Genomic DNA, 24278 nt, shown 5'->3' with positions numbered 1-24278 from the left:
GTCGACGTCCCCGTTGGGGTGGTGACGGCGGTCCTGCCCGAACACGCCGATCTCCCAGGTGTTATGACTTACCGTAGTCGCGTTCTGACAGTATGCCAGCGATGAAGGTAACGGATGCGCTCAGCGCCACAGTCATGCGGTTCCGCCGCTCCCGGGCGGACGCTCCCACAGGGCTGGTCGCGCCCGTCCGCTCGGACCGCCGCACCAAGAACCTGACCAAACGCCTCCGCCCCGGCGACATCGCCGTCATCGACCACGTCGACCTGGACCGGGTCAGCGCCGAGGCGCTGGTCGGCTGCGGGGTCTCGGCGGTGCTCAACGTCGCCAAGAGCATCAGCGGCCGCTATCCCAACCAGGGGCCGGAGATGATCGTCACGGCGGGCATCCCCCTCGTCGACGACGTCGACCCCGAGGTCTTCACCCGGGTCCGCGACGGCGAGCGGCTCCGGCTGGAGGGCGCCACCCTGTACCGCGGCGACGAGGCGCTCGCCCGCGGGACCCTCCAGGACACGGGGACCGTCAGCGCCGCCATGGCCGAGGCCCGCGCCGGGCTCGCCACGCAGCTGGAGGCGTTCGCGGCCAACACCATGGCCTACCTCCAGCACGAGCGGGACCTGCTCCTGGACGGCATCGGCATCCCCGACATCGAGACCGACATGGAGGGGCGCCACGTCCTCATCGTGGTCCGCGGCTACCACTACCGCGAGGACATCGCCGCCCTGCGCCCCTACATCCGCGAGTTCAGACCCGTCATCATCGCCGTGGACGGCGGCGCGGACGCGGTCATGGAGGGCGGCTACCGGCCCGACATCATCGTCGGCGACTTCGACTCGGTGTCGGACCAGGCCCTGGCGAGCGGCGCCGAACTCGTCGTGCACGCCTACCGGGACGGCCGGGCCCCCGGCCTCCCACGGCTCACCGACCTCGGCTACGACGCGGTGGTCTTCCCGGCGACCGGCACCAGCGAGGACGTGGCGATGATGCTGGCCGACGGTTCGGGCGCCGCCCTCATCGTGGCGGTGGGCACGCACGCCACCCTGGAGGAGTTCCTCGACAAGGGCCGTTCGGGCATGGCCAGCACCTTCCTGACCAGGCTCAGGGTGGGCGGGAAGCTCGTCGACGCCAAGGGCGTCAGCCGCCTGTACCGCTCGCGCATCTCGCCCTGGGCGCTGCTCGGGCTGGTCGCCGCCTGTCTGCTCACCATCGTGGTCGCCGCCTACAGCTCACCGGCGGGACAGGTCTACCTCACCTTTCTCGCGGCGCGCTGGGACGTGTTCTCCTACTGGCTGACGGGACTGCTGACGTGATCGATTTCCGCTACCACCTGGTGTCCATAGTCGCGGTGTTCCTCGCACTCACCGTGGGGCTGGTCCTGGGGACCACCATGCTCCAGGACCCCCTGCTGAACACACTCCAGTCCGAGACCGCGGACCTGCGCGGCCAGAGCGAGGACCTGCGCTCCGAGCGCGACGTCGCGGACAAGGTCAACGCCGGAGCCGACGAGATGGCCGAGGCCGTGTCCTCGGACATGCTCGACGGCCGCCTCACAGGCCTGGGCGTGGTCGTGGTGACGGCCCCGGGGGCGAACCCCGAGGTGGCCGACGGGCTCGCCGCGCGGGTCGAGGAGGCGGGCGGCGAGGTCGTCGGCCGGGTCGCGGTCACCGACGCCCTCGTGGACGCGGGCAACGCCACCTTCGTCGACGAGCTGTCGATCCAGGTCTCCCAGGACCCCGACGGCCTGACCGGAGGACCCTACGACAAGGCGGGCACGGAGCTCGGGCGCGCCCTGGCTTCCGTCGGCGGGGCGGGGTCCGGCGACGGGGACGCGGAGGGCGCCGGACGGGCGACGGAGGACCCGCGGGACGCGGAGGAGACCCCCGGAGGGGGTGGCTCCCACGACGCCGAGGCCGTCCTGGACGCCTTCTCCGAGGGCGGTCTGGTCCAGGTCGAGGGCGATCCGGCCGTGTCCGCCGACGCCCTGGTCGTCCTCGCGCCGGCGGCGGGGTCCTCCGACGGGGCCGACCGGGAGGCCGTCAACGCGGTGCTCACCACCGTCACCACCGCCCTGCACCGTGAGGTCGGCGCCGCCGTCCTCGCCGGCGACGTGCCGTCCTCCCGCGGTGACGGGATGCTCGCCCAGGCCCGTGCGGCCGAGCCGGAGTTCGCCACCGCGGACGTGACCGGGCGCCCCATGGGCGACATCATCGCCGTTCTGGCCCTGGCCGAGAACCTGGAGGGGGGCGCCGGGGCGTACGGGATCGGTGAGGGGGTCCGGGGGTTCCTGCCCGACCCGCTGCCCGCCGCCCGCGAGGCGGACGACGCGGCGTCCGGCGCCGCGGAGGAGGCGGCGACCGGCGGGAGGGGCGGCGCCGACGAGTCCCGCCGCACCGTCAGGGAGGGGGAGTGACACCCGTGCCCTCCCACGCCGTGCGCACGGCCGCGGTCGCGCCTGTCGGCGGCGGGCGCCGTCCCGTCCCGCGGCCCCTCCGCTCCCTGGCACAGGGCCTGGCGGGCGCCGTGGTCGGCGCGGCCGCCGCCCGGGCCGCCTACGCCGTGCTCACCCTGCCCGAACGCGCCTGCGCCCCTGCCGGGACGGGGGCGCAGGGCGCGACCGGCACGGCTCCCGGCGACCCCCGGGCGGAGGGCTCCGCGGGGGCGCCCGGGGCGGACGTCCCCTCCGCCTGGCTGCGCCGCAACTTCCGGGGCCGCGTCGTCACCCTCCAGGAGGGACCGGCCCTGGCCTCGGGGGTGTGCGCCGCCAGCCTCCTCGTCCCCGGGCCGGCGCCGCGGGTGCGCGCCGCGTCCGCGCTCGCCGCGGCGGGGGCCGCCGCGTTCGGGGCCTACGACGACCTCTCGGGCAACGGCCAGGCCCGCGGCCTGCGCGGACACCTGGCCGCGCTCGCGCGCGGAGAGGTCACCACCGGCCTGGTCAAGATGGTCGGCATCGGCGCCACCGGGGTCGCCGCCGCCTCCCTGCTGCGCCGCGGGCCGGTGGACACCCTGGTGGACGGCGCACTCATCGCGGCCGGCGCCAACCTGGTCAACCTGTTCGACCTGCGCCCCGGCCGCGCCGCCAAGTTCGCCCTCCTCGCCGCGGCGCCGGCCCTGGCCTCGCCCGCGGCGCCCCTGCTCGGCCCGGTGGTGGGCGCCTGTTCCGCGCTGCTCCCCGACGAGCTGGCCGAGCGCTCCATGCTGGGCGACGCGGGGGCCAACGCCCTGGGCGCGGCCCTCGGGGCCGCCGCCGTCGCGCAGGCGCCGCGCCCGGTGCGCCTGGCGCTGTTCGGCGCGGTGGCCGCCCTGACCCTGGCCAGCGAGGTGACCAGTTTCTCCCGTGTCATCGACCGCGTCCCGGCCCTGCGCCGCCTCGACCAGTGGGGCAGGAGCCCCGTCCGCAGGACGGCCGCCGGAGGGGCGGAGGACGACGGGCGTGCCGGTGCTCCGGGCGAAGGGCGCCCGGTGGGGAGGTGCGCGTGAGGTGTCCGCGGTGTCCCGCGCCGTCCACGGCGTGACGAGCGGTGTCGGCGCGGCGGCGGTGCTCATCGCGGTGGCCACCGTGGGGGCGCGCCTGGCGGGGTTCGGCCGCACGGTGGTCTTCTCGCAGACCGTCGGCGACACCTGCCTGGGCACCGCGTACGTCACCGCGAACCAGATCCCCGCCGTCCTGTTCGAGATCGTCATCGGCGGGGCGCTCACGGCCGTGGTCGTCCCCGTCATGGCCTCGGCCGCCGCCCGCGGCGACCACGACCAGGTGCGCCGCACCGCGTCCGCGCTCATCACCTGGGTGCTGCTCCTGTCCGTCCCGCTGTCCGTCCTGCTCGCCCTCGCGGCGCCCCCGGTGATGGCGCTGATGCTCGGAGCCGGAGCCGGCTGCGACGGGGAGGCGCTGCTCGCCCTGTCCTCCCGCATGCTCGTGGTCTTCGCACCCCAGATCGTCTTCTACGGGCTGGCCTCGGTCCTGTACGGCGTCCTCCAGGCACACCGCAGGTTCCTGGCGCCCGCACTGGCGCCGCTGCTGTCCAGCCTCGTGGTGATCGCCGCCTGCCTGGCCTTCGTGCCGCTGGGCGGCGGCCACCGCCAGGACGTCGCGGGCCTGCCGGTCGCGGCGGAGCTCACCCTGTCGCTCGGCACCACCGCGGGGGCGGCGGCCCTGTTCCTGACGGTGCTCGGCCCCGCCGCGCGGCTGAGGACGGGGCCCCGGCCGCGCCTGACGTTCCCCGCCGGGGTGGGGGAGCGGGTGCGCTCCCTGGCGGCGGCGTCACTGCTGCCGCTGGTGGCCATGCAGGTGTGCCTCCTGCTGTCGGTGGCGCTGGCCAACTGGGGCGGGGGCGCGGGGGCGGCCGTGCTCTACACCTACGCGTGGGCCCTGTTCACCCTCCCGTACGGGGTGATCGCGGTCCCCATCGCGACGAGCGCCTTCACCGCCCTCGCCGTGGCCCACGCCGAACACGACCGGGAGGGGTTCGCCGCGCTCGCCGCCGGAGGCGCCCGCGCCTGTGTGGTGGCCACAGCCGGGGTGGGCACCGCGCTGGCGGCCGCCGCCGCCCCGGTGGCCGGGGTCTTCGCCCAGCAGGATCCGCAGACCCTCGAGCGCGCCCTGCTGGCCTACGCTCCGGGTGTGGTGGGCTTCGGCCTGGTCGCCCTGCTCAGCCGCGCCCTGTACGCGTCCCACCACGGACGTTCCGCCGCCGCGGCCCAGGTGGTGGGATGGCTCGTGGTGACGGTGTGCGCCGCGGTTCTGGTGTGGCTGCTCCCCCCGGGATGGTCGATCGCCGGACTGGGCGCGGCCAGCACGGTCGGCCTGACCCTGGCCGCCGTACTGCTCTGCGCGGGCGTGGCGCGCGCGCACGGCCGCGGCGCCCTGGCGGGTGTGGCGCGCTCGGTGCTGGCCGCCGCCCTCGGCGGCGGCGCCGGATGGGTGGCGGGCCGTGCGGTCGCCGGGCTCCTGCCCGCCGACGGGGTGTGGCAGTCGGCGGGGGCGGCCGCCTCGGCGGGCGCCGCGGGGCTGGTGGTCTACGCGGCGGTCGCGGCCCTGGCGGACCGCGCCGCCGTGCGGGCCGTCGCCGACCGGGCCAGGACCGTACTCGAACGCAGGAGGGGGAAGCGGTGAACGGCAGGATCGCGCTGGTCGTCGGTACCAGCACAGGAGGCGTCGGCCGCCACGTCCGCTCACTGGGCGCGGGACTGCGCGCCCGCGGGTACCGGGTGGCGGTGCTCGGCCCGGCCGAGGCCGAGCAGGAGTTCGGGTTCACCTCGGAGGGCCTGCGCTTCTCCCCGGTGCCCATCGGCCCCGCGCCCTCGGCGGGGGACCCCGGCGCGGTGCTGCTCCTGCGCTCGCTGACGCGCGGCGCGGACGTGGTCCACGCGCACGGGATGCGCGCCGGGGCCCTCTGCGCGCTGGCGGGCGCCCGGCCGCTGGTGGTGACGGCGCACAACGCGCCGCCGCCGGTCGGGGGCCTCCTGGCCCTGGCCTACCCCCTCCTGGAGCGGATCGTGGCCCACCGCGCGGACGCGGTGCTGGGGGTGTCCGGCGACCTGGTGCGGCGGATGCGCGCGCTCGGGGCGCGGGAGGCCCGCCTCGCGGTGGTGGCCGCGCCGGAGACGGGGACGCCGCTGAACGGGCGCGAGGCCACGCGCGCCGACCTGGCGGTCCTTCCCGAGCGTCCCCTGCTGCTGACCATCGGCCGGCTCGCGGAACAGAAGGGGCTGCACATGCTCCTGGACGCGGCGCCCTCCATCGCCGACCGCAGCCCGGAGCCGGTGATCGCGATCGCCGGGGACGGCCCCCTCTGGGGCCGCCTGCACGACACGGCGGCCGAGATGGACGCCGACGTGCGCATGCTCGGCCACCGCTCGGACGTGGCCGACCTCCTCGCCGCCGCGGACGTGTTCTGTCTCACCAGCCGGTGGGAGGGGCCGTCGCTGGTGATCATGGAGGCGTTGCGGGCGGGGCTCCCCGTGGTCTCCACCCGGGTCGGGGGGATCCCCGACCTGTACGCGGGGACGGTGCTGATGGTGCCGCCGGGGGACACGGAGGCGTTCGCGGCAGCGGTGGGGCGGGTCCTGGACGACCCCGTGCTGGCCGCGGACCTGCGGACCCGTGCACGGGAGACCGCGCGGACGCTGCCGAGCGAGGAGGACGCGGTGGAGGCCGCCGCCGCCGTCTACAAGTCGGTGCTCCGCCGCTGATCCGCGGGGCGCCGGGGGCGGGGGCGGTGCGCGGCAGGATTCCCCGGGCCGGGGGACGGGGACCCCTACCCGGGGGCCTGACCCATGTGTCCCGGAGGAGCGATGAATACCACCGCCGCCGCCTCTTCCCGGGAGAGGCCGGAGATGCCATCCTGATCCGTGGGTCCGAAGGTGTGTCACGGAGTGCGCACGACCGGTACCCTTGGTTTCACGTGAGGGGAGTATCCCTGTCGCGGCGGTGTCGTCATCACGGAGTACAGAGTCGTTCTCCCGGTGCCGTCGGTTCACGTCCTCAGGACGTGAGCGGGAGAGACCTCCGGTAGTTCGACGTGCGTGCACACTGCTCGCGCGCACCAACCGGAGGAGAATCCGTCTGTGGACGTTCCCATGTGGGTGTGGGCTGCGACGATCGGTGGAATGATCGCCATCCTGGTGATCGACCTGGCCATCGTCGACCACCCCTGGAGCAAGAACAAGGGTCCCCAGGAGTTCGGGATCAAGCAGGCCGCCTGGTGGGCGGCCTTCTACATCGGCATCGCCATCCTCTTCGGTCTCGGGGTCTGGTACTTCGGCGGCGGTTCGGCCGGCGCGGAGTACTTCGCGGGCTTCGTCACCGAGAAGAGCCTGAGCATCGACAACCTCTTCGTGTTCTACCTCATCCTGAGCTCCTTCGCGGTGCCCAGGAAGTACCAGCACGAGGTCCTGCTCGTCGGCATCGTCATCGCGATCGTCATGCGCGGCATCTTCATCGCCCTCGGCGCCCAGGTGATCAACGCCTGGAGCGAGGTGTTCTACCTCTTCGGCGCCTTCCTGATCTACACCGGTTACAAGATCGTCCGTGACCACATGAAGGGCGACGAGGAGGAGAAGGACTTCACGCAGACCCCCGTGGTCCGCCTGGTCAAGCGCTTCTGGCCGGTCAGCAGCGACTACCACGGCGCCAAGCTGACCGTGAAGCTCGACGGCAAGCGCCATGTCACCCCGATGCTCCTGGTCATCCTCGCGATCGGCGTCATCGACCTGGTCTTCGCGGTCGACTCCATCCCGGCGATCTTCGGCCTGACCCAGGACACCTACATCGTCTTCACCGCCAACGCCTTCGCCCTGCTGGGCCTGCGCCAGCTGTACTTCCTGCTGGCCGGCCTGATGGACCGCCTGGCCTACATCAGCTGGGGCCTGTCGGCGATCATGGTCTTCATCGGCGTGAAGATGATCTTCCACGCGCTGCACGAGAACGGCATCCACATCATCGACATCGGCATCGGCACCTCGCTGACCGTGATCCTCGGCATCATGACGATCACCATCGTCGGAAGCCTCGTCAAGTCCAGGATCGACGAGCGCAACAAGCCCGCCGTCGAGGAGGAGAAGGACGTTCCGGTCGACAGGTCCTGATCTCGGGCGGGCGGCCCGCGGACATCCTGCGGAACGGCCTTTTTCGAACAGCTGTTCGTCTATAGTGGTGGTGTCCTGGCGCGCGAGCGCCAGGGCGCCACCACTTCTCCGTAGTGGAAGAAACCGACGTCGGCGATCGTTAGTCTTGACGGACGGGGAAGGCCGGAGGCCTCCCCGTATCCCCTCACCGGCCCGATTCCGAGGCCGAGGCGGTCGCCTGAGGCCGTTCGCCCGCCACGCCGCGAAGCCACACACGGGTCGCCCGCCGTCATCGGACGCGGTCCGCGCCCCGGTGCGCCTATGCCGAAGGATGTCTCACTCGATGGTCGAACAACTGGTAGTCCGGGGAGCCCGAGAGCACAACCTCAAGGACGTCTCGCTGGACCTGCCGCGTGACTCCATGATCGTGTTCACCGGCCTGTCGGGGTCGGGGAAGTCGTCGCTGGCCTTCGACACGATCTTCGCCGAGGGGCAGCGCCGCTACGTCGAGTCCCTCTCGGCCTACGCGCGCCAGTTCCTCGGCCAGATGGACAAGCCGGACGTGGACTTCATCGAGGGACTGTCCCCGGCGGTGTCCATCGACCAGAAGTCCACCAGCCGCAACCCGCGCTCCACCGTCGGCACCATCACCGAGGTGTACGACTACCTGCGCCTGCTGTGGGCCCGCATCGGCGTGCCGCACTGTCCGGAGTGCCGCCGGGAGATCGCGCGGCAGACGCCGCAGCAGATCGTGGACCGTGTCCTGGAGATGACCGAGGGCACCCGCTTCCAGGTGCTGGCCCCGGTCGTGCGCGGACGCAAGGGCGAGTACACCGAGCTCTTCAAGGACCTGCAGTCCAAGGGCTACACCCGGGCGATCGTGGACGGCGAGGCAGTGCGCCTGGACGAGGCGCCCAAGCTGGGCCGCTACGACAAGCACGACATCGCCGTGGTCGTGGACCGGCTCTCCGTCAAGGAGAGCGCCCGGGGCCGGCTCAACGACTCCGTCGAGACCGCGCTCAAGCTCGCCGGCGGCACCATCGTCCTGGACTTCGTGGACCTGGACGCCGACGACGCCGAGCGGGAGAAGGTGTTCTCCGAGCACCTCTACTGCCCCTACGACGACCTCTCCTTCGAGCAGCTCGAACCCCGCTCCTTCTCCTTCAACGCCCCCTACGGCGCGTGCCCCGACTGCTCGGGCCTGGGCACCCGCATGGAGGTCGACGCCGAGCTGCTGGTCCCGGACCCGGAGAAGACGCTGGCCGAGGGCGCCATCGGCCCCTGGTCGGGCGGGCCCAACAGCGGCTACTGGGAGCGCATCCTGACCGCGGTCGGCGAGGCCGTCGGGTTCGACCTGGACACCCCCTGGGAGAGGCTGCCGCGCCGCGCGCGCAAGGCGCTCCTGGAGGGGCACGACACCCAGGTCCACGTCACCTACCGCAACAGGTACGGGCGCAACCGCTCCTACTACACCGAGTTCGAGGGCGTCATCCCCTGGGTGAAGCGCCGCCACTCCGAGACCGAGAGCGACTACGGTCGCGAGCGGCTGGAGGGGTACATGCGCACCGTGCCCTGCCCCACCTGCGAGGGGACCCGCCTCAAGCCGGTCGTGCTGGCCGTGACGGTGGGCGGCCGGTCCATCGCCGAGGTCGCGCAGATGTCGCTCACCGACAGCGCCGCCTTCCTCGCCGGGCTCACGCTCTCCGACCGCGACGCGGTCATCGCGGCCCAGGTCCTCAAGGAGATCAACGCCCGCCTCGGCTTCCTGCTCGACGTCGGCCTCGACTACCTGAGCCTGGCCCGTTCCTCCGGGTCGCTCTCCGGCGGCGAGGCCCAGCGGATCAGGCTCGCCACGCAGATCGGCTCCGGTCTGGTGGGAGTGCTGTACGTGCTCGACGAGCCGTCCATCGGCCTGCACCAGCGCGACAACGCCCGCCTCCTGGAGACCCTCCAGCGGCTGCGCGACATCGGCAACACGCTGATCGTGGTCGAGCACGACGAGGACACCATCCGCGCCGCCGACTGGGTGGTGGACATCGGCCCCGGCGCGGGCGAGCACGGCGGACACGTCGTGGTGTCCGGCATCGTGGACGAACTCCTCACCTCCGAGACGTCGCTGACCGGCGAGTACCTGTCCGGCCGGCGCGTCATCGCGCTCCCCGAGGGGCGGCGCCCCCTCACGAAGGGGCACGAGCTGGTGGTGAAGGGCGCCCGGGAGAACAACCTCCACGGGATCGATGTCGCGTTCCCGCTGGGCGTGTTCACGGCCGTCACGGGCGTGTCCGGTTCGGGCAAGTCCACCCTGGTCAACGAGATCCTGTACAAGGCGCTGGCCAAGGAGCTCAACGGGGCGCGCGACGTGCCCGGCCGGCACGTGCGGGTCAACGGCATGAACAAGGTCGACAAGGTCGTGCACGTCGACCAGAGCCCGATCGGGCGCACCCCGCGCTCCAACCCGGCCACGTACTCCGGGGTCTTCGACCACATCCGCAAGCTGTTCGCGCAGACCACCGACGCCAAGACGCGCGGCTACCAGCCCGGCCGGTTCTCCTTCAACGTCAAGGGCGGCCGCTGCGAGGCCTGCGCCGGCGACGGCACGCTCAAGATCGAGATGCAGTTCCTGCCCGACGTCTACGTGCCCTGCGAGGTCTGCCACGGCGCCCGGTACAACCGGGAGACCCTCCAGGTCCACTACAAGGGCAAGAGCATCTCCGAGGTGCTCGAGATGCCCATCTCCGAGGCGCTGGAGTTCTTCGAGCCGATCAACGCCATCCGCCGCCACCTCCAGACCCTGGACGACGTCGGCCTGGGGTACGTCCGGCTCGGGCAGCCCGCCACCACCCTCTCGGGCGGTGAGGCCCAGCGCGTCAAGCTCGCGGCGGAGCTCCAGCGGCGCTCCACCGGCCGGACGGTGTACGTGCTGGACGAGCCGACCACGGGCCTGCACTTCGAGGACATCCGCAAGCTGCTGGGCGTGCTCAACCGGCTGGCGGACACCGGCAACACGGTGATCGTCATCGAGCACAACCTCGACGTCATCAAGACCGCGGACCACGTCATCGACATGGGACCCGAGGGCGGTTCGGGCGGCGGCACGGTGATCGCGGAGGGCACCCCGGAGGAGGTCGCGGCGGTCGCCGAGTCCTACACCGGGCGGTTCCTCGCCAAGCTGCTCTAGCGGTCCGGGGCCGAACGGGCCCGCCCCCGCCGGGTTCGGCGGGGGCGGGCCACTCGCCGTCCCGGGCCGGGGCCGGGACGGGACGCCCGGCGCCGGGCGGGCCCCGGAAGGGGCCGGCCACAGCGGATCGACCCGTTCACGACGGGTGCCGCCGGGTGGGTACAGTCGGGCGTGTCCGTGCGCCACCCTGCCCCGGGCAGCCCCTCGACAGCCAGGAGGTCGGCCACCGCCATGAACGCTCCCCCGCCCGGACCCGAACACGGAGTGCGGCCGGAGGGCCGCCAGGAACCGCCCCACGACCGGGCGTACGGGCACGCCCCCGCGGACCCGGCCGAGACCACCGTGCCCGGCGGCGGGCACGCGGCCCCCTCCGCCCCTCCCGGGCCCGAGCGGCTGTACCCGCTGGCGGGCTGGCGGACCCGGGTCCTGGCCAGGCTCATCGACCTCGTCCTGGTCGCCCTGCCCGCGCTGCTCGTCGGACTCGTCGTGACGCTGGCCTGGGTCGGAGTCCAGCAGGTCTCCAACGGGTCGACGCAGGGCATCGAGGACAGGTACCCGGTCTTCCTGTCGGTGGTCTGGTTCGCGTTCTACACCGGCTACGAGACCTTCGCCCTCGCCCGCCGGCACCAGACCCTGGGCAAGCGCAGGCTGGGGCTGAAGGTGGCGCCGGTGGAGGGCACCGGCAGCCTGGGCGCCGTGCGCATCACCGCCCTGGTCGTGCGCGCCGCGCTGCTGGCGCTGCCCTTCCTGTTCGTGTACCTGCTGTTCTTCGCCCTCGGCTGGCTCTGGTGGCTGCTGGTCGCCGTCATGGCGGTGCTCACCGGCGGCATGGCCGCCTGGAACAGGCCCAACCGGCAGGGCCTGCACGACAGGATCGCGGGGACCGTGGTGCTCGACGTCGCCGACCCGCAGGCGCACCCCCCGGCCCCGTAGCCCCGGCCGGAGGAGTTTCCCGAGGGGCCCCGGCGCAGGGCACCCCTCCATGCCTACTACATTGTGTAGTGATATTTCCGCGCAGGTGAGGGAGCGTTCGGTCGTGGCCGGTAAGAGGACGTGCGGGTGCGGGGTGAGCAGGCGGAGCCTGCTCGGAACGGCGGGCGCGGCGGCGGCCGTCACGGCCGTGAGCGCCTGCGGCGGGGAACCGCCCCGTCCGCAGGACGTCCGGCGCGGCCAGGTGGTCGGCCAGACCACCGACGTCCCCGAGGGGGCGGGCGCGGTCTTCCACCACAGCAAGCTGGTGGTGACCCAGCCGGAGAAGGACGACTACCGGGCGTTCAGCGCCTCCTGCACGCACGGGGGCTGCACCGTCCAGGAGGTCGACGACGTCATCCGGTGCCTGTGCCACGGGAGCGAGTTCGACATCTCGACGGGCGAGGTGGTCACCGGTCCGGCGCAGGAGCCGCTGGAGGGGTTCACAGTCACGATCGACGGCGAGGACATCATCCTGGACTGACCAGGAGCGGCCCGGGGCCCGGCCCCGGGAGGATCGGTCCCGCACGCACGACGGCGCCCGGGGCGCGGGGCCCCGGGCGCCGTTCGCGTCGGATCAGCTCTCCCCGGGGTCTCCTCCGGGAGGGCCGGTGACGCCGTTCGGCTCCCGGCGGCGGAACGCCGAGGTGGGGAACTGCGTGGCGTACGAGGCGTCGTCGTCCCCCGAGACGAACTCGGTGCGGCTGCGCGGCAGCGACTCGGGGTAGTGCGCGACCAGCCACCCGATCAGGTGCTCGCGGATCTCGCAGGCGATGTCCCACTGGGCCCCGGTGTCGGCGGCGGTCGCTACCACCCGCACGATCACCTCGCCCGTCTGGGTGACGTCGACGACCTGGCACGACCAGCTGCGCCCGTCCCAGTTGGAGCTGGAGGTGATCAGGCGGCCGGCCTCCTCGCGCAGCTCCGCGATCGGGACCTCCCAGTCCAGGGGGAGCATGACCTTCGCGGTGATCGCCGTGCCCTGCTTGGTCCAGTTCTCGAAGCTGGTCGTGGTGAAGTTCGCGACCGGCACGACCAGGCGGCGCTCGTCCCAGATCTTGATGGTGACGTTGACCAGGCTCAGCTCCTCGACGCGCCCCCACTCGCCCTCGACCACGACCACGTCGCCGATGCGCAGCGCGTCGCTGAAGGCCAGCTGGAGCCCGGCGAACAGGTTGCTCAGGGTCGACTGGGCCGCGACACCGGCGACGATGCCGATGATGCCCGCGGAGGCCAGCAGCCCGGCGCCGAGCGCCCGCACGGAGTCGAACGTGAACAGTATCGACGCGATGGCCAGGACCACGATGATCGACGTGATGACCCGGCGCAGCAGCCGCACCTGGGTCTGGAGGCGCCGGGCCTTGCGGTCGGCGTCGCCGTTGGCGACCGACAGCCGGGCGAGGACCATGTCGGTGACGGCGTGCGCCAGGCTGATGCCCAGCGCCGTCAGCGACCCGATCATGAGGATCTGCATCGCGTGCTCGATGACCTGGTACGTGCTCCAGGGCACGTCCTGCCGCTCGGGCAGCGCGAGGTTGGCGCCGACCACCGCGGCCGCCGTGTAGCCGGAGACGCGCGTGCGCGCGACCACGTAGTCCGCGACGCGCCAGGCCTTGGCCAGCTTGTTCTTGAGCACCCATCTGATGGCGAACACCAGCAGCAGAGCGAGCGTGACGGCGATGCCGATCGCGATCCATTGGGAGGGGTCCACGACGAGGGTCCTCCTTGTCGTTCATGTCCGGAAGTTCGTCTGTACCCGCCCAACCTAGACCATGCAGATGCGCAATCGTGACGTTTGCATGACCATGGGGTGCGCCCGCACGCGAGGGCCCCTCCGCCACCGGGGCGCCGCAGCCCCCGGCGGCCGGCGTGAGCCCCGCCACGGCGGCCCCGGGCGGGCCGCGAGTGGCCGTCTGTCCCTCCGACCTACCAGAATGGGGCCATGGCTGTGACTCCTCACCTGCGTCCCGCACCCGGATCCATTCCGACCTCGCCGGGCGTCTACCGGTTCAGGGACGCGTCGGGGCAGGTCATCTACGTCGGCAAGGCCAAGAGCCTCCGGTCCCGCCTCTCCTCCTACTTCCGGGACTTCGCGGGGCTGCACCCGCGCACCCAGCAGATGGTCTCCACCGCGGCCGACGTCGACTGGACGATCGTCGGGACCGAGGTCGAGGCGCTCCAGCTGGAGTACTCCTGGATCAAGCAGTACAACCCCCGGTTCAACGTCAAGTACCGCGACGACAAGAGCTACCCCTACCTGGCGGTGACCCTCAACGAGGAGTTCCCCCGCGTCCAGGTCATGCGCGGCGCCAAGCGCAAGGGGGTGCGCTACTTCGGCCCCTACTCCCACGCCTGGGCCATCCGCGAGACGGTCGACCTGCTGCTGCGGGTCTTCCCGGTGCGCACCTGCTCGGCGGGGGTGTTCCGCGGCGCGCGCAACAGCGGCCGCCCGTGCCTGCTCGGCTACATCGGCAAGTGCGTCGCGCCGTGCGTGGGAAAGGCCACCCCGGAGGAGCACCGCGAGCTCGCCGACGACTTCTGCTCCTTCCTGGCCGGGGACACCGGGCGGTTCATCCGCGAGCTGGAGGCGCGGATGAGGGAGGCCGCCGGGGAGATGGAGTACGAGCGCGCCGCGCGCATCCGCGACGACATCGAGGCCCTGCGCGCCGCCCTGGAGAAGCAGGCCGTCGTCCTGCCCGACTCCACCGACTGCGACGTCATCGCCATGGCCGACGACCCGCTGGAGGCGGCGGCGCAGATCTTCCACGTGCGCGGCGGCCGTATCCGCGGACAGCGCGGCTACGTGGTGGACAAGGTCACCGACGCCGGCCCCGCCGAGCTCATGCGGACGTTCCTGGGCCAGCTCTACGGGGCGGCCGAGGGCACGGACGAGAGCGCGGGCACCGGCACCGCCGTGCCGCGCGAGGTCCTGGTCTCGCACGAGCCCGCCGACCCCGAGGCCCTGGCCGCCTGGCTCTCCGGGCACCGGGGCTCCGCCGTCGACCTGCGGGTGCCGCAGAGGGGGGACAAGAAGTCCCTCATGGAGACGGTCGAGAAGAACGCCAGGGAGGCGCTCGCCCGGCACAAGACCCACCGGGCGGGGGACCTGAGCACGCGCAGCCGCGCCCTCAACGAGATCCAGGAGGCACTCGACCTCGCCGAGGCCCCGCTGCGCATCGAGTGCTACGACATCTCCAACCTCCAGGGGGAGCACGTGGTCGCCTCCATGGTGGTGTTCGAGGACGGGCTGGCGCGCAAGTCGGAGTACCGCCGCTTCTCCATCCGCGGCAGCGGGGAGGGCGACCGCGAGCAGCACGACGTCGCCGCCATGTACGAGGTCGTCAGGCGGCGGTTCCGCCGCTACCTGGAGGAGAGCTCCAGGAGCGGCGAGGTCGCCCGGATGGGAGAGACCGGCGCCCCCGGTGGTCACCGGACCGACGACGAACCGTCACCCGGGAAGTTCGCCTACCCGCCTAACCTGGTGGTGGTGGACGGAGCCAGGCCCCAGGCCGAGGCGGCGCGCCGCGCGCTGGACGAGCTCGGCATCGAGGACGTCGCCGTCTGCGGCCTGGCCAAGCGCCTGGAGGAGGTGTGGCTGCCCGGCGACGAGGACCCGGTGATCCTGCCGCGCACCGGGGAGGGCCTGTACCTGCTCCAGCGGCTGCGCGACGAGGCGCACCGCTTCGCCATCGCCTACCACCGGCAGAAGCGGGCCAAGGCCCTGACCGGCAGCAGCCTGGACGAGCTCCCCGGGCTGGGCCCGGCGCGAAGGTCCGCCCTGATCAAGGAGTTCGGCTCGGTGAAGAGACTTGCCTCGGCCTCGGCCGAGGAGATCGCGAACGTGCCCGGCATCGGCCCCAAGCTGGCCGAGACCGTGCACGCGCACCTGTCCGGCGGCCCCGCCGGACGGGGCGGGGAGGGTGACGGGGCCTCAGCAGGAGACACCACTGACGGGGAAGGAGACACATGACGGTCGAACTGGGCGGGGAGCTACCGCCCGAGGTGGTCATCGTCACCGGGATGTCCGGTGCGGGCCGCAGCACGGCGGCCAGGGCCCTGGAGGACCTGGACTGGTTCGTGGTGGACAACCTGCCACCGGGCCTTCTGCCCACGATGATCGAGCTGGCCGGCCGCACGCACGGGGCGGTCCCCCGGGTCGCGGTGGTCGTGGACGTGCGCTCACTGGCCTTCACCGAGGACCTGCTGTCCACGGTGGAGGAGCTGCGCAAGCGCGACATCGTCGCACGGGTGCTCTACCTGGAGGCGGGGGACGACGCCCTGGTCCGCCGCTTCGAGGGGGTGCGCAGGCCGCACCCGCTCCAGGGAGACGGCCGTCTGACCGACGGCATCGCGCGCGAGCGCGAGACGCTGCTCGCCGTCCGCGGCGAGGCGGACCTGGTCATCGACACCTCTCAGCTCAACGTGCACCAGCTCAAGGCACGGGTGATCGGCTTCTTCGGGGAGAGCGACGAGTCCCGGCCGCGCGCCAACGTGGTCTCCTTCGGCTTCAAGCACGGGCTCCCCGTCGACGCCGACCTCGTCCTCGACTGCCGTTTCCTCCCCAACCCCCACTGGGTGCCGGAGCTCAGGCCCATGAACGGCCGCGACGCGCCGGTGAGCGACTACGTGCTGTCCCAGGACGGGGCCAAGGAGATGCTGGAGGCGTACTCGGAGGTCCTCAGGCTGACCATCGCCGGATACCAGCGCGAGGGCAAGCACTACATGACCCTCGCGGTGGGCTGTACCGGCGGCAAGCACCGGAGCGTGGCCATGGCCGAGCAGTTCGCCGACCGGCTGCGCGGACAGGGGGTCGACGTGCACGTCGTGCACCGCGACGTGGGCCGGGAGTAGGGGAGGGGACGCGCGCGGGGGCGTCCGGCCGGCCGTCCCCCGCGCCGACGGGGGACACCGGCACTGCCGAACCGGGCCGGTCGCGCGCCCGGGGGAGGCAGGGCGGGTCAACCGAATCGCCAAGAGGGGCGTCTTCCCCTAGATTGGCCCGGTCACCGCTGGTGCCGTTCCCCGCGCGGACGGGGCGCCGGCGGACCGGGGGCGTGTGCCGACCTGCTGCCCGCCGTCCTCGGCGGCACGGTCCGGCGCGTCCGCTGCAGTCGGGACGAGGGGGCAGGCCACAGCCATGGCGAGAAGCACCGGGCCGGACGGGGACGGGCCGCGCCCACCCCGGGTGGTCGCGCTGGGCGGGGGGCACGGGCTGCACGCCTCCCTCTCCGCGCTGCGAAGGGTGACCACCGACGTGACGGCGGTCGTCACGGTCGCCGACGACGGTGGTTCCAGCGGTCGGCTCCGGCAGGAGCTGGGGGTCCTCCCGCCCGGTGACCTGCGCATGGCGCTCGCCGCCCTGTGCGGGGACGACGAGTGGGGCCACACCTGGAGCCAGGTGCTCCAGCACCGGTTCAGCTCGGAGGGCGAGCTGCACGGCCACGCCGTCGGCAACCTGCTCATCGTGGCCCTGTGGGAACTCCTGGGCGACTCCGTCGCCGGGCTGGACTGGGTCGGGCAGCTGCTCGGCGCCCACGGCAGGGTCCTGCCGATGTCCTCGGTCCCGCTGGAGATCGCCGCCGAGGTCTCGGGCGTGGACCCGGAGCGGCCCGACGAGCTGACGACGGTGCGCGGGCAGGTGGCGTGCGCCAGCACCAGCGGCCGGGTGCGCTCCGTCTCCCTGATCCCCGAGGCCCCGCCCGCGAGCCCGCAGGCCGTCAAGGCGGTGCGCGAGGCCGACTGGATCGTGTTCGGCCCCGGGTCCTGGTTCACGAGCGTGCTCCCGCACCTGCTGGTCCCCGATCTGGCCCACGCGCTGGTCACCACCCGGGCCCGGCGGCTGGTGACCCTCAACCTGTCCCCGCAGAGGGGCGAGACCGACGACTTCCGGCCAGAGACCTACCTGGAGGTCCTGCGCGAGCACGCCCCCAAGCTGGGGGTGGACGTGGTGCTGGCCGACCGCGGCACCGTCGACGACGCGGCGCCGCTGCGGGCGGTCACGCGTGAGCTGGGCGGACGCCTGGAACTGGACGACCTGTCGCGCTCCGACGGCAGCCCCCGCCACGACGCCGAGCTGCTGGCGGCGGCCTTCGAGCGGATCCTGGTCGACTGACGTTCCTCCGGCCGCCGTCCGGGGAAGACCGGCCTCATGGCCGATCGGAACGTGTACCTGGAGCGCGTCTACGACGAGGTGCGGGACCGGGGCGGCGGGAAACCTCCGGGAGCCCGCTTCCTCGTGGACCGGCTGTGGCCGCGCGGGGTGAGCAAGGCCTCCATGGAGGGCGTCCGCTGGGTCGGGGAGGCGGCTCCGAGCAGTGAGCTGCGCGCCTGGTTCGGCCACGACCCGGAGCGCTTCCGCGAGTTCGCCGAGCGCTACCGGGCGGAGCTGGACTCGCGCCCCGACGCGCTGTCGCCGATCCTCGACGCCGCCCGCCGGGGGCCGGTCACCCTCCTGTACGCCGCGAAGGACGGGGAGCACAACCACGCCGTCGTCCTGCGCGACCGCCTGGAGGAGCTCCTATCGGGGGCGGGGGGCAATTGACCCCACACCGACACGAAGGCCGACAGCGCCCCGGCGGGGAGGGAGGGCGCGGGGGCGACACGCCGTCCGGGGGTCGGCACCGAGCGTCCCGTAACGTAGTCTGCCTCGGAGAAAGTCCCCGGCGGCCAGCCCGCGGGGACGCATCCCCGGTACCGGGCGCGCGGTGCCGGTTCGGGCTGTTCCAAGGGGAGGATCGCAGCGATGGCGATGACCGGCGTGGTGAAGGATGAGTTGAGCCGTCTGGCCATTCTCAAGCCATGCTGCCGCAAGGCGGAGGTGTCCACCATCCTGCGTTTCACCGGGGGACTGCACCTGGTGGGCGGGCGGATCGTGATCGAGGCCGAGCTCGACACCGGTGCGGCCGCGCGGCGTCTGCGCAAGGACATCTCGGAGGTGTTCGGACACGAGTCCGAGGTGGTCGTGCTCTCCCCGAGCGGGCTGCGCAAGGGCAACCGGTACGTGGTGCGGGTGATCAAGGACGGAGAGTCCCTGGCCCGGCAGACGGGCCTGGTGGACAACAACGGCCGCCCGGTGCGGGGCCTGCCCCGGCACGTGGTGGCGGGAGGGGCCTGCGACTCCGAGTCGGCGTGGCGGGGCGCGTTCATCGCGCACGGCTCCCTGACCGAGCCGGGCAGGTCGATGTCCCTGGAGGTCACCTGCCCCGGGCCGGAGGCCGCGCTGGCGCTGGTCGGCGCCGCACGCCGACTCAAGGTGCACGCCAAGGCGCGGGAGGTGCGCGGCGTCGACCGCGTGGTGGTCCGCGACGGCGACTCCATCGGCGCCCTCCTGACCCTGCTGGGCGCGCACCAGAGCGTGCTGGCGTGGGAGGAGCGCCGGATGAGGCGGGAGGTGCGGGCGACCGCGAACCGCCTGGCCAACTTCGACGACGCCAACCTGCGGCGCAGCGCGCGTGCGGCGGTCGCGGCCGGGGCGCGCGTGGAGCGGGCCCTGGAGATCCTGGGGGACGAGGCGCCCAAGCACCTCGTCGCGGCGGGCCAGCTGCGCCTGGCCCACAAGCAGGCGTCGCTGGAGGAGCTGGGCCAGCTGTCCGTCCCGCCGCTGACCAAGGACGCCATCGCCGGCCGCATCCGCAGGCTCCTCGCGATGGCCGACAAGCGGGCGAGCGACCTGGGCATCGAGGGGACCGAGGCCAACCTCACTCCGGACATGCTCGTCCCCTGAGCCCCGGGAGGGCAGGGGAGGGGCGGCAACAGGGCCGCAATACGGATGTTCGGCTTTGTTAACTGGGAAAACTCCCGGATAACTTCCGAAAATGGTATAGACCTCTTAGCTTTGCGATGTCAGGATGGTCGCGAACCCGCGAGGGGTGGCGGGTCGCTGGACGCGGGGTCGGAACGGCTCCCCGTCGACATTCCGCTAGGCTCTTTGTGAACACCTGTTACGCGTTCACGCTGTTCAACACGGTTGGGTCGGGCTGTACCAGTCCGGTTTCCCCGGGAGTGTGCGAACGCGCGGGTGAAACTGATGTGCGACATATGAGGAGATTGGTTCCGTGACCATCCGTGTAGGCGTCAACGGCTTCGGTCGGATCGGCCGCAACTTCTGGCGAGCGGTCGCCGCCGGCGGCAGCGACATCGAAATCGTCGCGGTCAACGACCTCACCGACACCAAGACGCTCGCGCACCTGCTCAAGTACGACACCGTGCTCGGCACCCTCGACGGCGACGTCGAGGTCGGTGACGACTTCATCCGCGTCGGCGACAAGAACATCAAGGTCCTCGCCGAGCGCGACCCGGCCCAGCTGCCCTGGTCCGACCTCGGCGTGGACGTCGTCATCGAGTCCACCGGCCGCTTCACCAAGGCCGAGGACGCCAAGAAGCACATCGCCGCGGGCGCCAAGAAGGTCATCATCTCCGCGCCCGCCAAGGGCGAGGACCTGACCGTCGTGATGGGCGTCAACGACGACAAGTACGACCCCGCGAGCCACCACGTCATCTCCAACGCCTCCTGCACCACCAACTGCGTGGCGCCCATGGCGAAGGTGCTCCTGGACAGCTTCGGCATCGTCCAGGGCCTGATGACCACGGTGCACGCGTACACCAACGACCAGGTCATCCTGGACTTCCCGCACTCGGACCTGCGTCGTGCCCGCGCGGCCGCGCAGAACATCATCCCGACGACCACCGGCGCCGCCAAGGCCACCGCCCTGGTCATCCCCGAGCTCGCGGGCAAGCTCGACGGCATGGCCATGCGCGTCCCCGTCCCGGACGGCTCCGCCACCGACCTGGTCGTCACCCTGGAGCGCCCGGCCACCAAGGACGAGGTCAACGCCGCGTTCAAGGCCGCGGCCGAGGGCCCGCTCAAGGACGTCCTGGTCTACACCGAGGACGAGATCGTCTCGTCCGACATCGTCGGCACCCCGCCCTCCTGCACCTTCGACTCGAAGATGACGATGGTCGCGGGCAACCAGGTCAAGATCCTCGGCTGGTACGACAACGAGTGGGGTTACTCCAACCGCCTCGCCGACCTGGCCAAGCTGGTCGGCTCCAGCCTGTAACGCCTCGGCCCCCTGGCCACCGGCGCGTGAGACGGCACCCCTTCGCCCGCAGTGCGCGCGGAGGGGTGCCGTCGTGAGCACCCCCCGGCCGTACCGTCCGGGACAGAGCAGACCACACCCCAACGAGGAGACCAGCATGCGGACGATCGACGACCTCGACGTCTCCGGCAAGCGCGTGTTCGTCCGGGCCGACCTGAACGTGCCCCTGGACGGAGAACGCATCACCGACGACGGTCGCATCCGCGCGGCCCTGCCGACCATCGTCAAGCTCCGTGAGCGCGGCGCCCGCGTCATCGTCGCCGCGCACCTGGGCCGCCCCAAGGGCGCCCCGGACCCCCGCTACTCCCTGCGGCCCGTCGCCGCCCGGCTGGGCGAGCTGCTGGGCGCCGAGGTGGCCTTCGCCGCCGACACCGCGGGCGAGTCCGCCCGGGCGACCGCCGCCTCCCTCGGGGACGGCCAGGTCGCGCTGCTGGAGAACGTGCGCTTCGAGCCCGGGGAGACCAGCAAGGACGACGCGGAGCGGGGCGAGCTCGCCGACCGCTTCGCCGAGCTCGCCGAGCTGTACGTCGGCGACGCCTTCGGCGCCGTGCACCGCAAGCACGCCAGCGTCTACGACCTCCCCGGCAAGCTCCCGCACGCCGTCGGCGGGCTCGTCCTGACCGAGGTCGAGGTCCTGCGCACTCTCACCGCCGACCCCCGGCGCCCCTACGCGGTGGTCCTGGGCGGCTCCAAGGTCTCCGACAAGCTCGGCGTCATCGACAACCTGCTGGGCACCGCGGACCGCATCCTCATCGGCGGCGGCATGGTGTTCACGTTCCTCAAGGCCAAGGGCTACGAGGTCGGCTCCAGCCTGCTGGAGGCCGACCAGCTCGACACCGTGCGCGGCTACCTGGAGCGCGCCGAGCGCGAGGGCGTGGAGATCGTCCTGCCCGTCGACGTCGTCGCGGCCGAGAAGTTCGCCGCCGACGCCCCGCACGCCCCGGTCGACGTCGAGGCCATCCCGGCCGACCGGATGGGCCTGGACATCGGCCCGAGGAGCCAGGAGCTCTTCGCCGGGAAGCTGGCCGACGCCAGGACCGTGTTCTGGAACGGCCCGATGGGCGTCTTCGAGATGGAGCCGTACGCGGGAGGCACCCGTGCCCTGGCCCGGGCCCTGGTCGACTCGGACGCGTTCACCGTGGTCGGCGGCGGGGACTCCGCCGCGGCAGTGCGCGCGCTGGGCTTCGACGAGGAGGCCTTCGGCCACATCTCCACCGGCGGGGGCGCCAGCCTGGAGTACCTGGAGGGCAAGGACCTGCCGGGCATCGACGCCCTCCGGTAGGACCGCGCCCCCGGAAGGCCGACGCACACGGTCGGCCACCGACCCGATCCCTCCCAGACAGGAAGTACGAACATGGCCAAGCGCCTGCCGCTCATCGCGGGCAACTGGAAGATGAACAACAACCACCTGGAGGCCATCGCGCTCGTCCAGAAGCTGGCGTTCGGACTGAACGACAAGGACTACGACAACGCCGAGGTCGTCGTCCTGCCGCCGTTCACCGACCTGCGCAGCGTCCAGACGCTGGTCGACGGCGACAAGCTCAAGATCGGCTACGGCGCACAGGACATCTCCGCGCAGGACAAGGGCGCCTACACCGGTGAGATCTCCGGCGCCATGCTCGCCAAGCTCGACTGCTCCTACGTGCTGGTGGGCCACTCCGAGCGCCGCGAGTACCACAACGAGGACGACGCCCTGGTCAACGCCAAGGTGAAGGCGGCCTACAGGCACGGCATCGTGCCGATCCTGTGCGTCGGGGAGGGCCTGGAGGTCCGCAAGGCGGGACAGCAGGTCGAGCACGTCCTGGCCCAGCTGGACGGCGCCCTCAAGGAGGTCACGGCCGAGCAGGCCGAGCGGATCGTGGTCGCCTACGAGCCCGTGTGGGCCATCGGGACCGGAGAGGTCGCCACCCCCGGGGACGCCCAGGAGGTGTGCGCGGCGATCCGCGCCCGCCTGGCCGAGCTCTACTCGCCCGAGGTCGCGGGCGCGGTGCGCGTGCTCTACGGCGGCTCGGTCAAGGGCGACAACGCCCCCGGCATCATGGCCGAGGACGACGTCGACGGCGCCCTGGTCGGCGGCGCGTGCCTCAAGGCGGACGAGTTCGTCAAGGTGATCCGCTTCGGCGAGAAGTAGTCCCCGGGCGTCTCGTCCCGTCCCGCCCGTCACCCTTCGATGTCGAACGGTGACGGGCGGAGTGCCCGACAGGTCCGCCGGTCGGGCTAGACTTCGCTGTGGGGTTCTCCGTGCCTCGCGGTTTCCCCACCCGTGCCGCCAAGGCACGGTAAAATCCGAAATTGTCCCCGGTCTCCTCCTTCCCCTTCTCCGTACAGGCCCGGTGCCGCGGCGCCGCCGCCGGTACGGGCGGGAAATGGGGGATCGAGGTTTCCATCCCCCCGCTGCGGGGTCGAGCTACGGGTGAGCGTGTGATCCTCGGTCTGTCCATCTTCGTGATGCTTCTCAGCGTGCTGTTGGTCCTCCTGGTGCTCATGCACAAGGGCAAGGGCGGCGGCCTCTCCGACATGTTCGGCGGTGGCGTCACGTCCTCGCTCGGCGGATCCTCGGTGGTCGAACGCAACCTGGACCGGATGACCATCGTCATCGCGGTGGCGTGGATCCTCTCGATCGTCGTTCTCGGCCTGCTGATCAACCGGGGCATGTGACCCGCGAGCCGCGGGGCGCCCCCAGTCCACAGTCAAGCTCGCCCGATCATCCGGTGGGCCAGTTCGCTGAAGGAGTTTTTCGTGGGTAGTGGCAGTGCCATCCGTGGCAGCCGTGTCGGAGCCGGCCCCATGGGCGAGGCGGAGCGGGGCGAGGCAGCCCCGCGCGTGCGGGTTCCGTTCTACTGCGCGAACCTGCACGAGGTCGTGCCCAGTTTCGCGAGCGAAGCTCTGGTTCCCGACGAGTGGGACTGCCCGCGCTGCGGCTTCCCCGCGGGCAAGGACAAGGCGAACCCCCCCTCCCCGCCGCGCACCGAGCCCTACAAGACCCACCTGGCGTACGTGAAGGAGCGCCGCAGCGAGGAGGAGGGCAAGCTCATCCTGAACGAGGCCCTCGCCAAGCTGCGTGCCGACCGCGCCGCGGTCGAGGCCCACATGAGGGCCGCCGCACAGAACTAGGCCGGGGTCCCCAAGACCTCGCGGAAGGGGTCCGTCGCCGTCGCGACGGGCCCCTTCCCGCGTTCGCGGCCGCCGCGGCGCTCGTGGCCGGCCCTTCCCGCCCGGAAGGCCTCCGCCGTCACGGCGCGTGTGCGGTTGAAATCGGAGAGTGGCGAAATTCGGGCCAGGTTGACTGAAAACCCTCCTTAGACATGAAGAAGGGAACAACTCTCTCATTCTCGGGACTGATGTGGCTGGTGGGACATAGGGTGATCGCCACGCACACCCCCGAAGCCCCTTGAGGAGATGGTGTCGATGTCAGCGTGTCCTACCGGTGGGGACCACGACTGGATTCTCGGCGACGACCGCAAGTTCCAGTG

Annotated in this window: 20 protein-coding genes; 19 read left to right on the top strand and 1 reads right to left on the bottom strand. The window is 72.3% G+C overall.

What is annotated here, in order from left to right; translation table 11 throughout:
- Positions 1–134: 134 nt before the first annotated feature.
- From steA to ABZ234_RS23095, 9 genes are all read left to right on the top strand, one after another.
- Entirely contained in the window at positions 135–1307 is a 1173-nt protein-coding gene (gene steA, locus ABZ234_RS23135) for a putative cytokinetic ring protein SteA (RefSeq protein ID WP_355013431.1), read from the top strand.
- The gene (locus ABZ234_RS23130; protein WP_355013416.1) at positions 1304–2407 is read left to right on the top strand and encodes a copper transporter; all 1104 of its coding nucleotides are present in this window, start codon (positions 1304–1306) and stop codon (positions 2405–2407) included. The genes steA and ABZ234_RS23130 overlap by 4 nt, the downstream gene beginning before the upstream one ends.
- 86 nt (positions 2408–2493) lie before the next feature.
- Positions 2494–3474, top strand: coding sequence for a hypothetical protein (locus tag ABZ234_RS23125; protein WP_355013430.1), 981 nt, complete (start codon positions 2494–2496; stop codon positions 3472–3474).
- Between the two features lie 10 nt (positions 3475–3484).
- Complete coding sequence (locus tag ABZ234_RS23120) at positions 3485–5107, top strand: lipid II flippase MurJ (protein ID WP_355013429.1); 1623 nt, start codon at positions 3485–3487, stop codon at positions 5105–5107.
- A complete protein-coding gene (locus ABZ234_RS23115) occupies positions 5104–6186 on the top strand; it encodes a glycosyltransferase family 4 protein (RefSeq protein WP_267948974.1) in 1083 nt (360 codons plus the stop codon). Before ABZ234_RS23120 ends, ABZ234_RS23115 begins: the two co-directional genes overlap by 4 nt.
- A gap of 375 nt (positions 6187–6561) precedes the next feature.
- Positions 6562–7581 (top strand): TerC family protein, encoded by a 1020-nt coding sequence (locus ABZ234_RS23110; protein ID WP_344186040.1) that lies wholly within the window; start codon positions 6562–6564, stop codon positions 7579–7581.
- A gap of 322 nt (positions 7582–7903) precedes the next feature.
- Positions 7904–10738, top strand: coding sequence for an excinuclease ABC subunit UvrA (gene uvrA / locus ABZ234_RS23105; RefSeq protein WP_344186041.1), 2835 nt, complete (start codon positions 7904–7906; stop codon positions 10736–10738).
- Between the two features lie 231 nt (positions 10739–10969).
- Positions 10970–11671 (top strand): RDD family protein, encoded by a 702-nt coding sequence (locus tag ABZ234_RS23100; protein ID WP_355013415.1) that lies wholly within the window; start codon positions 10970–10972, stop codon positions 11669–11671.
- Positions 11672–11804: 133 nt separating this feature from the next.
- Positions 11805–12191, top strand: a complete 387-nt coding sequence (locus tag ABZ234_RS23095; RefSeq protein ID WP_267948978.1) for a Rieske (2Fe-2S) protein — start codon at positions 11805–11807, stop codon at positions 12189–12191.
- 93 nt (positions 12192–12284) lie between these two features.
- On the opposite strand, the gene ABZ234_RS23090 is transcribed toward ABZ234_RS23095, so the two are convergent.
- Positions 12285–13418, bottom strand: a complete 1134-nt coding sequence (locus tag ABZ234_RS23090) for a mechanosensitive ion channel domain-containing protein (RefSeq protein ID WP_355013414.1) — start codon at positions 13416–13418, stop codon at positions 12285–12287.
- 231 nt (positions 13419–13649) lie between these two features.
- On the opposite strand from ABZ234_RS23090, the gene uvrC reads away from it, so the two are divergent.
- The 10 genes from uvrC to ABZ234_RS23040 all read left to right on the top strand — a co-directional run bounded on the left by uvrC (position 13650) and on the right by ABZ234_RS23040 (position 23919).
- Positions 13650–15677 (top strand): excinuclease ABC subunit UvrC, encoded by a 2028-nt coding sequence (uvrC, locus tag ABZ234_RS23085; protein WP_355013413.1) that lies wholly within the window; start codon positions 13650–13652, stop codon positions 15675–15677.
- Positions 15674–16558: an RNase adapter RapZ gene (rapZ, locus tag ABZ234_RS23080; protein WP_267948981.1), complete on the top strand. Its 885-nt coding sequence runs from the start codon at positions 15674–15676 to the stop codon at positions 16556–16558. Before uvrC ends, rapZ begins: the two co-directional genes overlap by 4 nt.
- A gap of 286 nt (positions 16559–16844) precedes the next feature.
- On the top strand, positions 16845–17819 hold the full coding sequence (gene yvcK / locus ABZ234_RS23075) for a uridine diphosphate-N-acetylglucosamine-binding protein YvcK (protein ID WP_355013412.1): 975 nt from the start codon (positions 16845–16847) through the stop codon (positions 17817–17819).
- Positions 17820–17855: 36 nt separating this feature from the next.
- On the top strand, positions 17856–18248 hold the full coding sequence (locus tag ABZ234_RS23070; RefSeq protein WP_355013411.1) for a DUF488 family protein: 393 nt from the start codon (positions 17856–17858) through the stop codon (positions 18246–18248).
- A 201-nt stretch (positions 18249–18449) separates the two neighbouring features.
- Entirely contained in the window at positions 18450–19430 is a 981-nt protein-coding gene (gene whiA, locus ABZ234_RS23065; RefSeq protein WP_267948984.1) for a DNA-binding protein WhiA, read from the top strand.
- Positions 19431–19761: 331 nt separating this feature from the next.
- Complete coding sequence (gene gap / locus ABZ234_RS23060) at positions 19762–20766, top strand: type I glyceraldehyde-3-phosphate dehydrogenase (protein ID WP_267948985.1); 1005 nt, start codon at positions 19762–19764, stop codon at positions 20764–20766.
- 136 nt (positions 20767–20902) lie between these two features.
- Complete coding sequence (locus tag ABZ234_RS23055) at positions 20903–22087, top strand: phosphoglycerate kinase (RefSeq protein WP_267948986.1); 1185 nt, start codon at positions 20903–20905, stop codon at positions 22085–22087.
- Between the two features lie 72 nt (positions 22088–22159).
- Positions 22160–22936 carry a triose-phosphate isomerase gene (gene tpiA, locus ABZ234_RS23050; RefSeq protein ID WP_355013410.1) on the top strand — a complete coding sequence of 259 codons (777 nt, stop codon included), beginning with the start codon at positions 22160–22162 and terminating at the stop codon, positions 22934–22936.
- Positions 22937–23226: 290 nt separating this feature from the next.
- Complete coding sequence (secG, locus tag ABZ234_RS23045) at positions 23227–23463, top strand: preprotein translocase subunit SecG (RefSeq protein ID WP_267948988.1); 237 nt, start codon at positions 23227–23229, stop codon at positions 23461–23463.
- Between the two features lie 81 nt (positions 23464–23544).
- Positions 23545–23919: an RNA polymerase-binding protein RbpA gene (locus tag ABZ234_RS23040; protein ID WP_267948989.1), complete on the top strand. Its 375-nt coding sequence runs from the start codon at positions 23545–23547 to the stop codon at positions 23917–23919.
- Positions 23920–24278 lie beyond the last annotated feature (359 nt).

The sequence above is a fragment of the Nocardiopsis sp. NPDC006198 genome (genome assembly GCF_040613895.1).
GTDB lineage: Bacteria > Actinomycetota > Actinomycetes > Streptosporangiales > Streptosporangiaceae > Nocardiopsis > Nocardiopsis tropica.
The sequence above is the reverse complement of the archived record's forward strand: the minus strand, read 5'-3'. Positions and strand labels throughout refer to the sequence as shown.

Excerpts from the sequence above, each read along its gene's own strand:
- steA (WP_355013431.1), top strand. The coding sequence starts at position 135 with ATGCGGTTCCGCCGCTCCCGGGCGGACGCTCCCACAGGGCTGGTCGCG.
- uvrA (WP_344186041.1), top strand. The coding sequence starts at position 7,904 with ATGGTCGAACAACTGGTAGTCCGGGGAGCCCGAGAGCACAACCTCAAG.
- ABZ234_RS23100 (WP_355013415.1), top strand. The coding sequence starts at position 10,970 with ATGAACGCTCCCCCGCCCGGACCCGAACACGGAGTGCGGCCGGAGGGC.
- uvrC (WP_355013413.1), top strand. The coding sequence starts at position 13,650 with ATGGCTGTGACTCCTCACCTGCGTCCCGCACCCGGATCCATTCCGACC.
- rapZ (WP_267948981.1), top strand. The coding sequence starts at position 15,674 with ATGACGGTCGAACTGGGCGGGGAGCTACCGCCCGAGGTGGTCATCGTC.
- yvcK (WP_355013412.1), top strand. The coding sequence starts at position 16,845 with ATGGCGAGAAGCACCGGGCCGGACGGGGACGGGCCGCGCCCACCCCGG.
- ABZ234_RS23070 (WP_355013411.1), top strand. The coding sequence starts at position 17,856 with ATGGCCGATCGGAACGTGTACCTGGAGCGCGTCTACGACGAGGTGCGG.
- whiA (WP_267948984.1), top strand. The coding sequence starts at position 18,450 with ATGGCGATGACCGGCGTGGTGAAGGATGAGTTGAGCCGTCTGGCCATT.
- ABZ234_RS23055 (WP_267948986.1), top strand. The coding sequence starts at position 20,903 with ATGCGGACGATCGACGACCTCGACGTCTCCGGCAAGCGCGTGTTCGTC.
- tpiA (WP_355013410.1), top strand. The coding sequence starts at position 22,160 with ATGGCCAAGCGCCTGCCGCTCATCGCGGGCAACTGGAAGATGAACAAC.